Genomic DNA, 12951 nt, shown 5'->3' on the forward strand with positions numbered 1-12951 from the left:
GCTCGCGGCGTGGTCCGGGGCGCGCCCGGACCGCGCAGCCGGGGCGTGCGCCGATGGCGGCCCGGCAGCCGGTCGAGGAGGCCTCCGACGGCGACTGGGTGGTGCGGCCGCTCAGCGGGTCGGGCAGCGACAAGAGCTACCGCTGCCCGGGGTGTGACCAGCTGATCCCGCCACGGACCCCGCACCTGGTCACCTGGCCGGCCTACGCCCGGGACTCCGACCTGGACCCGTGGGACACCGACTCCGCCGCCGACTGGCGACGGCACTGGCACACCGTCTGCTGGCGGGCCCGCGGCCGCCGCCGCTAGAGGGGTCCTTCCTCAGGTCGCCCTGGCGTGGACGACGACGTTGTCGGTGTAGCTGCGGCGGCCGTGGTCGAAGCTGCCGCCGCAGGTGATCAGCCGGAGCTCGGCGCCGGTCGTCGGCCCGTAGACCTCGTCGGTGGCGAAGTCGTCCTTGGGATGAGCGGCCACCCGGGTCACGGTGAACGTCACCGGCCGGCCGTCGCTGCCGGTGACGACCACCTGGTCTCCCGCGCTGAGCTCATCCAGCCGGGCGAACACCCCGGGGCCGGCGTGGTCGTCGACGTGGCCGGCCAGCACCGCCGGGCCCACCTCGCCGGGCGCTGGGCCGGCGGCGAACCAGCCCGCCTGCTGGACGTCCTCCGGGGGCAGCAGGGCGCCGGCGTCGTCGACCCCGATCGGGACGAGGTCGGTGTCCACACCGATCGCGGCGATGCGCAGCCCGACCGGGGCCGCGACGGTTCGCTTCGCCGGCACCGCCGTGGCGGAGCCGAGGACCACCGGCCCGGGCGGGGAGGCGACCGCGGTGGCGGGCACGGCGTCGTCCGGGTGGTCGGCGAGTGCCGCACCGCCGGCGACGAGGGCCACCACGAGCAGTCCCGCCCGCAGTGCCGCCCGCCCGCGCCGGCCGGTCGATGTCGTCATCGTCGGTCGGTCAGGACGTCGGGGACGGCGGTGCGTGCTCACGGCGGGGCCGGCGCACCCCGGCGGCCAGCAGCAGGGCGGTGAGCGAGAGGGCGGCGAGAGCGGTGCGGCCGACGTGCGGCCCGTCGTCCGTCGCGGTGCCGCCACCGCCGGCCTCCACCCCGCCGACCGGCACGACGCCCGGGCCGGCGGCGTCCAGCGTGGTCGTCACGGCGCGCCCGCCCCCCTCGCGGTCCAGGACGAGCACGGTGTGGACGGCCCCGGCGGCGAGGTCGACGGGCAGCTCGGCAGAGGTCCCGTCGGCGCCGGTGACGACGAGCGTGCCGGCGCCACCGGGCACGTCGACGGGGTCGGTCGAGTCGGCGAACGCCAGGTCGGTGGCGAGCACGGTGCCCGCGCCCAGGGTGACGTCCAGCGGGGAGCCGGTCGACGCGGCGTTGAGGACCCGGGCGCGCGCGGAACCGGCCGGCGGCAGCGTGAGGTCGTCGGTGAGCACGGCGAGGCCCAGGTCGGCGAAGAGCCCCACACCGGCGACCGTGGTCGCGCTCCCGGGGGCCACGGTGACCGTGGTGGCCAGCACCGGCGGGCTGCCCGGGTCGGCCCCGGCCGCGCGGGCGCTGACGGTGTAGGTGCCCGCCGGTACGCGCTGGTAGGGCGAGACGTCGCCGTAGCCGACCGCGGGCAGCGCGACCTCCACGTCCGGCTCGGACACCGCGTCGATGGTGGCGTCGACCGAGGGGGTGTCCGGGGACAGGTGGACCATCCGCACCAGGCCGCTGTCCGTCGGGCCGCTGTCCGCTGGGGGTGCGGCCGCCGCCCCGGAGGCGAGGGGCAGCCCGAGAGCGCACAGGCCCGCGCTGAGCACGGCGACGAGCGTGGTCCGCGACGACCGGGGCCGTCGCGGAGCAGCGGCCGCGGTCAGCTCCGGTTCGCCGGGGGCGGCCCGCCCTGACCGGCCGGCACGGCCGGGGTCGGCTGGACCCGCGTCGCCGGACCGCGGGCCGGTACCGGCGGCGTCTGCCGCACGCCGGGCTGGGGCCGCTGCTGCGGTGCCCGCTCGGCCGCCGGCTGCTCCGCCGTCGTCCGCTCTGTCGCGGGCGCCTGCTGCTGGCTCGGGTGGGCCGGTGCCGGCGTCCGGACCGGCTGCTGGGCACCGGCCGTGGGCACCGACTGGGCCGGGACCGACTGCGTCTGGACGGACTGGACCGGCACGGCCTGGGTCTCGGTGGGCTGGGGCTGGGCGGTCTCCGGCTCCGGTGCGGCCGGGCGGTCCTCCGCGCTGGGCTGCTCCGCGCTGGGCTGCTCCTCGGTGGGCCGGGACGGCCCGTCCTGCTCGGACTCGGCCGCGGTGGGCTGCGACGGGGCGGACTCGGCCTGCTGGGCCGACGCGGCCGGAGCCGCCGGTCGTGGCTCCTCGTCCTGCGGCGCCTGGTCGGAGAGGTCCGGCAGCCGGCCGAGCAGGGTGCGCACGTCGGCCAGCCGGCGGGTCAGGTCGTCCCGGACCTTCCGGATCGCCGCCGCCGACGCCTCGGCCTCGGTGAGCGTGTGGTGCGCCCGCTCGTCGGCCTCGGCGATCCGCTGCTGGGCGGCGCCGATCGAGGACTGCTCGCGCTCCTCCTCCAGCCGGGCGGCCTCGGTGCGGCGGGCCCGCTGGGCGATCTCGAAGTCCTGCTCGGCCTTGGTCCGGCGGCCCACGGAGTCGGCGTCCAACTGCGCCACCCGCTCCCGCGCCTTGGTGACCAGGTCGTCGGCGCGGGACTGGGCGACCGCGGCGATCTGCTCGGCGTGCTGGCGCGCCTCCGCGACCAGGCGCTCTGCCTCGGCCCGGCTGGCGGCCGAGCGCTCCCCGAGGGCGCGCTCCTCACCGGCGATCCGCTCCCGGATCGCCTCCGCCTCGGCGGCGACGGCGGCCTGCAGCTGGGCGGCCTGCTCCTCGGCCTGGCGGCGGATCTCCGACGCCTCGTCCTGCGCGAGCTGCAGCATGTTGGAGATGCGCTCGCCCATGTTCTCGAACGTGGGCGCGCTGGCACTGGCGGCCCGGCGCCGCAGCGACTCGACCTCGCCGTGCAGCGCCTGCAGCTGGCGGGCGAGGTCGGCCGACCGGGACACGGCGGCGTCCCGGTCGGCCAGCGCCACCCGCAGGTCGGCGTCCAGGCTGGCCAGGGTCTCGGCGACCTGGTCGCGGTCGTACCCCTTGCGCACCACGTCGAAGGTGGGGCCGCCGTCGCGGAAGCCGAACTCGTCGTCGCGGGGGTCGCTCATGCCCTCATCCTCGCATTGATCCAGGGCCGCAGTCAGCGTGTCGAGGGCCGCACCCAGGGAACTCCCAGGTGCCCCGTCATCACACGTCGCGGAAGCGGTTGATCGCCGTGAGGTGCCGCTCCCGCTTGGCGTGGTCCTTCACGCCCAGACCCTCCTCCGGGGCGAGGGTCAGCACGCCGACCTTGCCCTGGTGCCGGTTGCGGTGGACGTCGTAGGTGGCCTGGCCGACGTCGTCCATGGCGTAGGTCTTCGACAGCGTCGGGTGGATCAGGCCGCGGTCGATCAGCCGGTTGGCCTCCCAGGCCTCGCGGTAGTTGGCGAAGTGCGAGCCGACGATCCGCTTGAGGTTCATCCAGAGGTAGCGGTTGTCGTAGGAGTGCAGGAAGCCGCTGGTCGAGGCGCAGGTGACGATCGTGCCGCCCTTCTTGGCGACGTAGACGCTGGCGCCGAAGGTCTCCCGGCCGGGGTGCTCGAAGACGATGTCGGCGTCGTCCCCGCCGGTCAGCTCGCGGATCTTCGCGCCCAGCCGCTGCCACTCCCTGGGGTCCTGGTTCTCCTCGTCCTTCCAGAACCGGTACTGCTCCGCGGAGCGGTCGATGACCAGCTCGGCGCCCATCGACCGGACGATGTCGGCCTTCTCCGGGCTGCTCACGACACACACCGGGATGGCCCCGCCGTTGAGCGCCATCTGGGTGGCGTAGGAGCCGAGCCCGCCGGAGGCGCCCCAGATCAGGACGACGTCGCCCTGCTTCATGTTCGCGCCGTTGTGGCTGACCAGCTGCCGGTAGGCGGTGGAGTTGACCAGCCCCGGGCAGGCCGCCTCCTCCCAGGTGAGGTGCGCCGGCTTGGGCATCAGCTGGTTGCTCTTGACCAGGGACAGCTCGGCCAGGCCGCCGAAGTTGGTCTCGAAGCCCCAGATCCGCTGCTGCGGGTCCATCATCGTGTCGTCGTGGCCGGCCGGGTCCTCGAGCTCGACGGACAGGCAGTGGGCGACGACCTCGTCGCCGGGCTTCCACTTGTTGACCCCGGGGCCGACCGCGACCACGACGCCGGAGAGGTCCGAGCCGACCACGTGGTAGGGCAGGTCGTGCTTCTTGGTCAGGTCGTTGAGCCGGCCGTAGCGGGCGAGGAACCCGAAGGTCGAGACCGGCTCGAAGATCGACGTCCAGACGGTGTTGTAGTTCACCGAGGAGGCCATCACCGCGATCAGCGCCTCGCCCGGCCCGATCTCCGGGGTGGGCACCTCCTCGACGTGCAGGGCCTTGCGGGGGTCCTTCTCCTTGGTGGCCAGGCCCTCGAACATGTCCTGCTCGTCCTTGCGGACCAGCACGGCGCGGTAGGACCCCGGTGTCGGGAGCCCTCCGATCGCGTCGAGGTCGTCGGCGAGGATGGCGTCCCTGATCTGGTCCATGCGTGCGCTCCCGGGTCGTCGTTGGCTCGGAGGGTGCAGGTGGTGGCGCGGAGGTTACTGACCAGTAGCTCCGGTTGACCAGGTGATGTGACCCAGGCAACTCATCCGTGGGTGGCGGGTTCGACCAGCTCGATCAGCACCCCGCCGGCGTCCTTGGGGTGCACGAAGTTGACCCGGCTGTCGGAGGTGCCGCGGCGGGGCTCGTCGTAGAGCAGCCGGAGGCCGCGCTCGCGCAGCGCAGCACTCGCCGCCTCGACGTCGGTGACCCGGAAGGCCAGCTGCTGCAGGCCCGGGCCCGAACGGCCGATGAACTTCGCGATGGTGGACTCCGGGGTCAGGGGCGCGAGCAGCTGGACCCGGGTCTCGCCGTCGCCGAGCGCGAGCATCGCCTCGCGGACGCCCTGCTCCTCGTTGGTCTCCTCGTGGACCGAGTGGATGCCGAAGGTCGTCGCGTAGAAGGCGATCGCCTCGTCCAGGTCGGGGACGGCGATGCCGACGTGGTCGATCGTGGTGAACAGGCCGGTGTGCGCGTCGTCGGGCACGGCGGAGGTCATGCCGCGCATCCTGCCGCCGTCGCTCGGCCACCGGCAGCCGGTTGTGACGGGGTTCACGCTCGTTCGGTGGCCGCGGTCACCGGCCTGGGTCCGCCGGACGGCGCGAGCCCTATCCTGGCGGCAGCCCGTGGTGCCCCGAGGGACTGCCCGAGGAACTGCGCGGTGTCCTGCCGAGACGGTCGCCAACGGCGGTGACCGGAAGCCACTGGAGCCTCGATGAGCCAGCCCGCATCCACCCGTTCCGTCATCGTCGGGGGTGCACGTACCCCGATGGGCCGCCTGCTCGGCTCGCTGAAGGACTTCTCCGCCGCCGACCTCGGTGGCATCGCGATCAAGGCGGCGCTCGAGCGCGCCGGCATCACCGGCGACCAGGTCGACTACGTGATCATGGGCCACGTCATCCAGGCCGGCGCCGGCCAGAACCCGGCCCGCCCCGCGGCCGTCGCCGGCGGCATCCCGATGTCGGTGCCCTCGTTCACGCTGAACAAGGTGTGTCTGTCCGGCATGGACGCGATCGCCCTGGCCGACCAGCTGATCCGGGCCGGCGAGTTCGACGTCGTGGTCGCCGGCGGCATGGAGTCGATGACCCAGGCGCCGCACCTGCTGCCCACCTCGCGCACCGGCGTCAAGTACGGCGACGCCACGCTCGTCGACGCGATGGCCCATGACGGGCTCACCGACACCTTCGACCAGGTCGCCATGGGCGCGCTGACCGAGCAGGCCAACAGCCGGTACGGGCTGACCCGGGAGGAGCAGGACGCCTTCGCCGCCGCCAGCCACCAGAAGGCCGCCGCAGCGCAGAAGAACGGCCTGTTCGACGACGAGATCACCCCGGTCCTCATCCCGCAGCGCAAGGGTGACCCGATCGAGTTCCGCGAGGACGAGGGCATCCGCCCGGACACCACCGCGGAGAGCCTGGGCCGGCTGAAGCCGGCGTTCTCGAAGGACGGCACGATCACCGCCGCCACCGCCTCGCAGATCTCCGACGGCGCCTGCGCGGTCGTGGTCATGTCCGCGGCCAAGGCCGAGGAGCTGGGGCTGACCGTGCTCGCCGAGATCGGTGCGCACGGCGTCGTCGCCGGGCCGGACGCGACGCTGCAGAGCCAGCCGTCGCGGGCGATCGCCAAGGCCTGTGCGCGGGAGGGCATCGACCCCGCCGACCTGGACCTGGTCGAGCTCAACGAGGCCTTCGCCGCCGTCGGCATCGTCTCCACCCGCGAGCTGGCGGTCGACCCGGAGAAGGTCAACCCCAACGGGGGCGCCATCGCGCTGGGCCACCCGATCGGGATGAGCGGCGCGCGGATCGTGCTGCACCTGGTGCTGGAGCTCGGCCGCCGCGGTGGCGGGGTGGGTGCCGCGGCGCTGTGCGGCGGCGGTGGCCAGGGCGACGCGCTGGTCCTGCACGTGCCCGCCCGGGCGTGACCTCGCAGCCGGAGGGCACTGCCGTCCAGGCGCCGGCCTCCGTCGTCCCGTCGGGGCGGCGGGGCCGGCGGGTGGCCGACGTCGGCACCCTGGTCTCCCGCGCCCGCGAGGGAGACGCCCGCTCGGTGGCCCGGCTGATCTCCCTCGTCGAGGACGCCAGCCCGCTGCTGCGCGAGGTCGCGGCCGCGCTGGCGCCGCACACCGGCCGGGCCCGGGTCCTGGGCCTCACCGGCCCGCCCGGGGTGGGCAAGTCGACGACCACGACCGCCCTCGTGCGCGCCTTTCGCCAGGCCGGCCAGCGGGTCGGGGTGCTGGCGGTCGACCCGTCGTCCCCCTTCTCCGGCGGCGCGCTGCTGGGCGACCGGGTGCGGATGCAGGACCACGCCGGCGACAGTGGCGTCTACATCCGCTCGATGGCCTCCCGCGGCCACCTCGGCGGGCTGGCCTGGGCCACCCCGCAGGCGATGCGGGTGCTCGACGCCGCCGGCTGCGACGTCGTCCTGGTGGAGACGGTCGGGGTGGGGCAGTCCGAGCTGGAGGTCGCCTCGCTCGCCGACACCACGCTGGTGCTGCTGGCGCCGGGGATGGGCGACGGGATCCAGGCGGCCAAGGCCGGCATCCTCGAGGTCGCCGACGTCTTCGTCGTCAACAAGGCCGACCGGGACGGCGCGGACACCACCGTGCGCGACCTGCGGGCGATGCTCTCCCTCGGCGGCCGGCACACCGAGGCCGGGGCCTGGCGTCCGCCGATCGTGAAGACGGTCGCCTCCCGCGACACCGACAACGGGGTCGACGACGTCCTGGCCCGGCTCGCCGAGCACGGCGAGTGGCTGGACTCCTCCGGGGAGGGGCGCCGGCGGCGGGTCGAGCGCGCCGCCCGCGAGGTCGAGGCGATCGCGGTCGCCGGGCTGCGGGAGCGGATGGGCGACGTCTCCGGCTCCGCGGCGCTCGGTGCGCTGGCCGAGCAGGTGGTGGCGGGGGAGACCGACCCCTACCGCGCAGCCGACCAGCTCATCGCGCAGCTCTAGGGGTCGGCGGGCAGGATGGCGGCGTGAACGGGACCCCGGATGCCGTCGTCGTCGGAGCCGGACCGAACGGGCTGGCGGGCGCGCTGCGGCTGGCCGCGGCCGGGCTGTCGGTGCGGGTGGTGGAACGCGGCGAGCGGGCCGGCGGTGGGCTGCGCACCGAGGAGGTGACGCTGCCGGGCTACCAGCACGACATCTGCGCCTCGGTGCACCCGATGGCCGCGACCGCGCCGTTCTTCCAGGAGTTCGACCTGGCCTCCCGCGGGGTCCGGCTGCTGCAGCCGGAGATCAACTTCGCCCACCCGCTGGACGGCGGCCGCGCTGCGGTCTCGCACCACTCGCTGGAGCAGACCGCCGCGGGGCTCGGTCGGGATGAGCGTGGGTACCGCAGGCTCTTCGGGCCACTGCTGCGCCAGGCCGACGAGATCACCGACTTCTTCCTGACCTCGGCGTTCCGGCGGCTGCCGCCGGTGAAGGGGTTCGCCGGGATCGCCGGCTTCGGGCTGCAGGGGCTGCCCAGCGTGGGCTGGCTGGCCCGCCGGCACTTCGACGACGACGCGGCCCGGGCGCTGATCGCCGGTGCCGCCGCGCACGGGATGCTCGACCTGAGCCGCCCGCTGACCGCGGCCCTGGGCATGTTCCTGGGGATGATGAGCCACCACAACGGCTGGCCGCTGATCGAGGGTGGCTCCCAGCAGCTGGCCGACGCGATGGTCACCGCGCTGGAGCAGCAGGGCGGCGAGGTCGTCACCGGCCACGAGGTCACCGACCTGCGCGAGTTCGACGGCGTCCCGGCCGTGCTGCTGGACACCTCGCCCAGCGCGTTCGTCGCGATGGCCGGCAACCAGGTGTCCCCGGGCTACCGGCGCTGGGTGAAGCGGTACAAGCACGGGCCCGGGGTCTTCAAGGTCGACTGGGCGCTGTCGGAGCCGGTGCCGTGGGCCAACGCCGACGTCCGCCGGGCCGGCACGGTGCACGTCGCCGGGACGATGGAGGAGACGATCGCCGGGGAGGCAGCACCGGCAGCCGGGCGGATCACCGACCAGCCGTACGTGCTCGCCGTCCAGCCCACGGTCGTCGACCCCTCACGCGCCCCGGAGGGCGGGCACGTCTTCTGGGCCTACGTGCACGTGCCGCACGGCTCGACCGTCGACATGACGGAGGCGATCGAGGCACAGGTGGAGCGGTTCGCCCCCGGGTTCCGGGACACGATCCTGGCCCGGCACACCATGCACGCCGGGGAGATGGAGCGCTGGAACCCCAACGACGTCGGCGGGGACATCTCCAACGGCGAGGCGTCGCTGCGGCAGATGCTGGCCCGGCCGGTCCCGCGGTGGAACACCTACAAGACCCCGGTCCGCGGCACCTACCTGGCGTCCTCGGCGACCCCGCCTGGGCCCGCGGTGCACGGCCACTGCGGCGACAACGCCGCCCGGGTCGCCCTGCGCGAGGTCTTCGGCATCCGGGACGCCCCGCCGCTCCGCCCCGCCCCGCCCACCTGACCCCTGCTCGGCTGCCCTCGCCGAGTGTCGAGTTGTCGACCTGTCGCCCCCGCGTGAGGGGTCGACGAGTCGACACTCAGCGAGCCAGTTCGGCCGCGATCCGGGTGATCAGCTGATCGGGCCGGTGCAGGTCGGCCGCGGTCACGAAGAGGACCCGCCAGCCGGCGGCGAGCAGTCGGTTGAACCGGCGGCGATCAGCAGCGAACTGGCCGGGATCGGCGTGCCAGAGCCCGTCGTACTCCAGCGCCAGCCGCTGCTCGGGCCAGGCGAAGTCGACCCGGGCCACGAACACCCGCCCGTCGTGCACGGAGTGCTGGGCGACCGGCGTCGGCAGCTCGGCGCGGTGCAGCAGCAATCGCAGCCGGGTCTCCTGGGGCGAGCCGGCCAGCCCGTCGGCCAGCCCGGCGGCGGCCCGGGCCCGGCGGCACCCTCGGCCGGTGGTCGCCGCGGCCATGGCCCGGACGACGCCGAGGTCGAGCAGGCCGGCGGCGGCGAACTGGGTCGATGAGCACCACGGCCTCGTCGAGCGGCCGGTCGGCGCCCAGCGACACGGCGGTCCGTTCGGGCGTGGTGACCGGGGCACCGCGCCGGCGGGTGACGTCCTCAGGCAGGAGCTCTGCGCGGCGGACCCGTACGCCGCTGACCACGCTGGTCTGCGTCGCGGGCGGCACGGTCAGCTCCACGTCGTCCTCCGGGCCGGCTGCGGCCACGCCCCACAGGACGGCGGCACTGGCCCCGGTGACGACCGAGCCGGGGAGCAGCACCGATGCGGCGGCCGCGGCCCGCAGCTCGTGCGTGACGGTCAGGTCGGCACACGCGTAGACGTCGCGGAAGAGCCGGTGCCAGGCGCTGCTGTCCAGTTGCCGCCGGGTGAGCAGTCCCGCCGCGACCGCGGCGGTGCCGCGGAAGACGCGTCACGCAGCGCCGCTGGACGGTGCGCGGGTACGACCACCGGGCGAGCCTGGCCGACACGGGGCGGTGACCGTGCCCGCCGTCCACAGGCCTGCCGCGGTCGTGCGCCGAGTGTCGACTCGTCGACGTGTCCCTGCATCGACAGAGGTCGACAACTCGACACTCGGCGGCGCCCCCGGCGGCCACCGGGGGTGCGTCGGCGGAGAACTAGCCTCCCGGGCATGGTGCGACCGCTGGGCCTGCCCTTCGACCCGATCGAGCGCGCGGCGCAGAGCTGGGAGCAGCACTTCGGCCCGGCCGCCTCGATGCGGGCGGCGACGAGCGTGTTCCGGGTGCAGCAGATCCTGCTGGCCCGCTTCGACGAGGCGCTCAAGCCGCACGGGCTGACCTTCGCCCGCTACGAGGTGCTGGTGCTGCTGACCTTCTCCCGCACCGGGCAGCTGCCGCTGAAGGTGATCGGCAGCCGGTTGATGGTGCACCCGACCAGCGTCACCAACGCGATCGAGCGGCTGGTGGCGGCCGGGTACGTCGAGCGGCGGCCCAACCCCGCCGACGGCCGCGGGGTGCTCGCCGCGATCACCGACGCCGGACGGGACGTCGTCCCGCGGGCGACCGAGGCGCTGACCGGCCAGGACTTCGGGCTGGCCGACCTGCCCGACGCCGAGCTGGACGTGCTGTTCGACGTGCTGAAGAAGGTCCGGCTCGGCGCGGGGGACGTCGCCGACGACTGACCCGCCCGGAGGGTGGCCACAAAGTAGTTGGACGTCCTAGCATCTGGGCATGACGGAGCAGCCGGGCAACGAGGCCCGCAGCCGGTGGCAGCAGCGCTACGACGCGGCCCTGGCCGCCGGGCGGGTGCGGGACGCGGACTTCACCACGCTCTCCGGGCTGGAGGTGGAGCCCGCCTACGGACCGGCCGACGAGTCCGCCGTCCCCGGGTTCGACCGGATCGGCTGGCCCGGCGAGTTCCCGTTCACCCGCGGACTGCACGCCACCGGCTACCGCGGGCGGGCCTGGACGATCCGCCAGTTCGCCGGCTTCGGCAACGCCCGGCAGACCAACGAGCGGTTCCGGTCGCTGCTGGCCGAGGGTGGGGGAGGGCTGTCGGTCGCCTTCGACATGCCGACCCTCATGGGCCGGGACTCCGACGACCCGCTGGCGCTGGGCGAGGTCGGGCACTGCGGGGTGGCGATCGACTCCGCGGCGGACATGGACGTGCTCTTCGAGGGCATCCCGCTGGAGAAGACGACGACGTCGATGACGATCAGCGGCCCCGCCGTCCCGGTGTTCTGCATGTACCTGGTCGCGGCCGAGCGTCAGGGGGCGGACCTCGCGGAGCTCGACGGCACGCTGCAGACCGACATCTTCAAGGAGTACATCGCGCAGAAGGAGTGGCTGTTCGCCCCCGAGCCGCACCTGCGGCTGATCGGCGACCTGATGGAGTACTGCGCCGCGGAGATCCCGGCCTACAAGCCGATCTCGGTGTCCGGCTACCACATCCGGGAGGCCGGTTCGACCGCTGCGCAGGAGCTGGCGTACACGCTGGCCGACGGCTTCGCCTACGTCGAGCTGGGGCTGTCCCGCGGGCTGGACGTCGACGTCTTCGCCCCGGGCCTGTCGTTCTTCTTCGACGCGCACGTCGACTTCTTCGAGGAGATCGCCAAGTTCCGCGCCGCCCGGCGGATCTGGGCCCGCTGGCTGCGCGACGTCTACGGCGCCCGCACCGACAAGGCCCAGCAGCTGCGGTTCCACACCCAGACCGCCGGGGTCTCGCTCACCGCCCAGCAGCCGGACAACAACATCGTGCGGACGGCGGTCGAGGCGCTGGCCGCGGTGCTCGGCGGCACGAACTCGCTGCACACCAACGCCCTGGACGAGGTGCTCGCCCTCCCCAGTGCGCGGGCCGCCCAGATCGCGCTGCGCACCCAGCAGGTGATCGCCGAGGAGACCGGGGTGCTCAACGTGGCAGACCCGCTCGGTGGCTCCTGGTACGTCGAGGCGCTGACCGACGAGCTGGAACGGCAGGCGGAGGAGGTGTTCACCCGCATCCGGGAGATGGGCAGCGACGGCACGATGACCGCCGGCATCCTGCGCGGCATCGAGGACGGCTGGTTCACCGGCGAGATCGCCGAGGCGGCGTTCGTGTACCAGCGGGCGCTGGAGAAGGGCGAGAAGAAGGTCGTCGGCGTGAACACGCTGACCGGCACCGGCGCCGCCGCCGACGACCTGGAGATCCTCCGGGTCAGTCACCAGGTGGAGACCGACCAGCGGGCCGAGCTGGCCGGCCGACGGCAGAGCCGGGACGACGCCGCGGCGCGCGCCGCCGTCGCCCGGATGGTCGAGGTGGCCCGGACCGAGGAGAACATGGTGCCGGCGATGCTGGCGGCCGCCCGGGCGGAGGCGACGCTGGGCGAGATCTGCGACGCGCTGCGCGCCGAGTGGGGCACCTACACCGAGGCCGCCCGGTTCTGACGTACCCGCCGGGCAGCATGCCCGGCATGGCAGACCACACCGGGCACCGTCACCACGCCATCGACTACGTCGAGCTCACCGTCCTCGACCTCGCGGAGGCGCAGCGGTTCTACGCCGACGCCTTCGGCTGGGAGTTCACCGCCTACGGCGACACCTACGCCGGCATCCGCGGTCCCTCCGGCGACCCGGCAGCGGAGGTGGGTGGTCTGGCCGTCGGCACCGAGGTCCGCCCGGGCGGCCCGCTGGTGCTGCTCTGGTCGGCCGACCTCGACCGCACCCTCGCTGCGGTGGAGGCCGCCGGGGGCCGCGTCGTCCAGGGGCCCTACGACTTCCCGGGCGGCCGGCGGTTCCACTTCGCCGACCCGAGCGGCAACGAGTTGGGGGTCTGGTCACCGGCCTGACCCGGACCCGGGGCGGCCCGTCGCCGGCGAGTGGGATGATCGA

Annotated in this window: 13 protein-coding genes; 7 read left to right on the forward strand and 6 right to left on the reverse strand. The window is 74.5% G+C overall.

What is annotated here, in order from left to right; all coding sequences use genetic code 11:
* Positions 1-53 precede the first annotated feature (53 nt).
* Entirely contained in the window at positions 54-308 is a 255-nt protein-coding gene (locus O2W15_RS13915) for a hypothetical protein (RefSeq protein ID WP_269164706.1), read from the forward strand.
* A gap of 12 nt (positions 309-320) precedes the next feature.
* Here the strand turns inward: O2W15_RS13915 and O2W15_RS13920 are convergent, their stop codons facing one another.
* The 5 genes from O2W15_RS13920 to mce all read right to left on the reverse strand — a co-directional run bounded on the left by O2W15_RS13920 (position 321) and on the right by mce (position 5174).
* Positions 321-947: a class F sortase gene (locus tag O2W15_RS13920; protein WP_269179827.1), complete on the reverse strand. Its 627-nt coding sequence runs from the start codon at positions 945-947 to the stop codon at positions 321-323.
* Positions 948-957: 10 nt separating this feature from the next.
* Positions 958-1812, reverse strand: coding sequence for a DUF4397 domain-containing protein (locus O2W15_RS13925; protein WP_269179828.1), 855 nt, complete (start codon positions 1810-1812; stop codon positions 958-960).
* A 53-nt stretch (positions 1813-1865) separates the two neighbouring features.
* Entirely contained in the window at positions 1866-3209 is a 1344-nt protein-coding gene (locus O2W15_RS13930; protein ID WP_269179829.1) for a hypothetical protein, read from the reverse strand.
* 79 nt (positions 3210-3288) lie between these two features.
* Positions 3289-4620: a crotonyl-CoA carboxylase/reductase gene (ccrA, locus tag O2W15_RS13935; RefSeq protein ID WP_269179830.1), complete on the reverse strand. Its 1332-nt coding sequence runs from the start codon at positions 4618-4620 to the stop codon at positions 3289-3291.
* Positions 4621-4721: 101 nt separating this feature from the next.
* Complete coding sequence (gene mce / locus O2W15_RS13940) at positions 4722-5174, reverse strand: methylmalonyl-CoA epimerase (protein ID WP_269164711.1); 453 nt, start codon at positions 5172-5174, stop codon at positions 4722-4724.
* A gap of 216 nt (positions 5175-5390) precedes the next feature.
* Here mce and O2W15_RS13945 point away from each other — a divergent pair, with 216 nt between their 5' ends.
* The 3 genes from O2W15_RS13945 to O2W15_RS13955 are packed head-to-tail and all read left to right on the forward strand — an operon-like array spanning position 5391 to position 9123.
* On the forward strand, positions 5391-6596 hold the full coding sequence (locus tag O2W15_RS13945; protein ID WP_269164712.1) for an acetyl-CoA C-acetyltransferase: 1206 nt from the start codon (positions 5391-5393) through the stop codon (positions 6594-6596).
* The gene (gene meaB, locus O2W15_RS13950) at positions 6593-7624 is read left to right on the forward strand and encodes a methylmalonyl Co-A mutase-associated GTPase MeaB (protein ID WP_269179831.1); all 1032 of its coding nucleotides are present in this window, start codon (positions 6593-6595) and stop codon (positions 7622-7624) included. The genes O2W15_RS13945 and meaB overlap by 4 nt, the downstream gene beginning before the upstream one ends.
* Positions 7625-7647: 23 nt before the next feature.
* A complete protein-coding gene (locus O2W15_RS13955) occupies positions 7648-9123 on the forward strand; it encodes a phytoene desaturase family protein (protein WP_269179832.1) in 1476 nt (491 codons plus the stop codon).
* A gap of 76 nt (positions 9124-9199) precedes the next feature.
* On the opposite strand, the gene O2W15_RS13960 is transcribed toward O2W15_RS13955, so the two are convergent.
* Complete coding sequence (locus O2W15_RS13960; RefSeq protein ID WP_269179833.1) at positions 9200-9577, reverse strand: endonuclease domain-containing protein; 378 nt, start codon at positions 9575-9577, stop codon at positions 9200-9202.
* Between the two features lie 679 nt (positions 9578-10256).
* Here O2W15_RS13960 and O2W15_RS13965 point away from each other — a divergent pair.
* Genes O2W15_RS13965 through O2W15_RS13975 form a run of 3 tightly spaced genes read left to right on the forward strand, consistent with a single transcriptional unit; the run spans position 10257 to position 12908 of the window.
* Positions 10257-10766 (forward strand): MarR family winged helix-turn-helix transcriptional regulator, encoded by a 510-nt coding sequence (locus tag O2W15_RS13965; protein WP_269179834.1) that lies wholly within the window; start codon positions 10257-10259, stop codon positions 10764-10766.
* Positions 10767-10815: 49 nt separating this feature from the next.
* Positions 10816-12507, forward strand: coding sequence for an acyl-CoA mutase large subunit family protein (locus tag O2W15_RS13970; protein WP_269179835.1), 1692 nt, complete (start codon positions 10816-10818; stop codon positions 12505-12507).
* A 26-nt stretch (positions 12508-12533) separates the two neighbouring features.
* Positions 12534-12908, forward strand: coding sequence for a VOC family protein (locus tag O2W15_RS13975; RefSeq protein ID WP_269164718.1), 375 nt, complete (start codon positions 12534-12536; stop codon positions 12906-12908).
* Positions 12909-12951: the final 43 nt, after the last annotated feature.

The organism is Modestobacter sp. VKM Ac-2979 (assembly GCF_026967995.1).
In the GTDB taxonomy this organism is placed as follows: domain Bacteria; phylum Actinomycetota; class Actinomycetes; order Mycobacteriales; family Geodermatophilaceae; genus Modestobacter.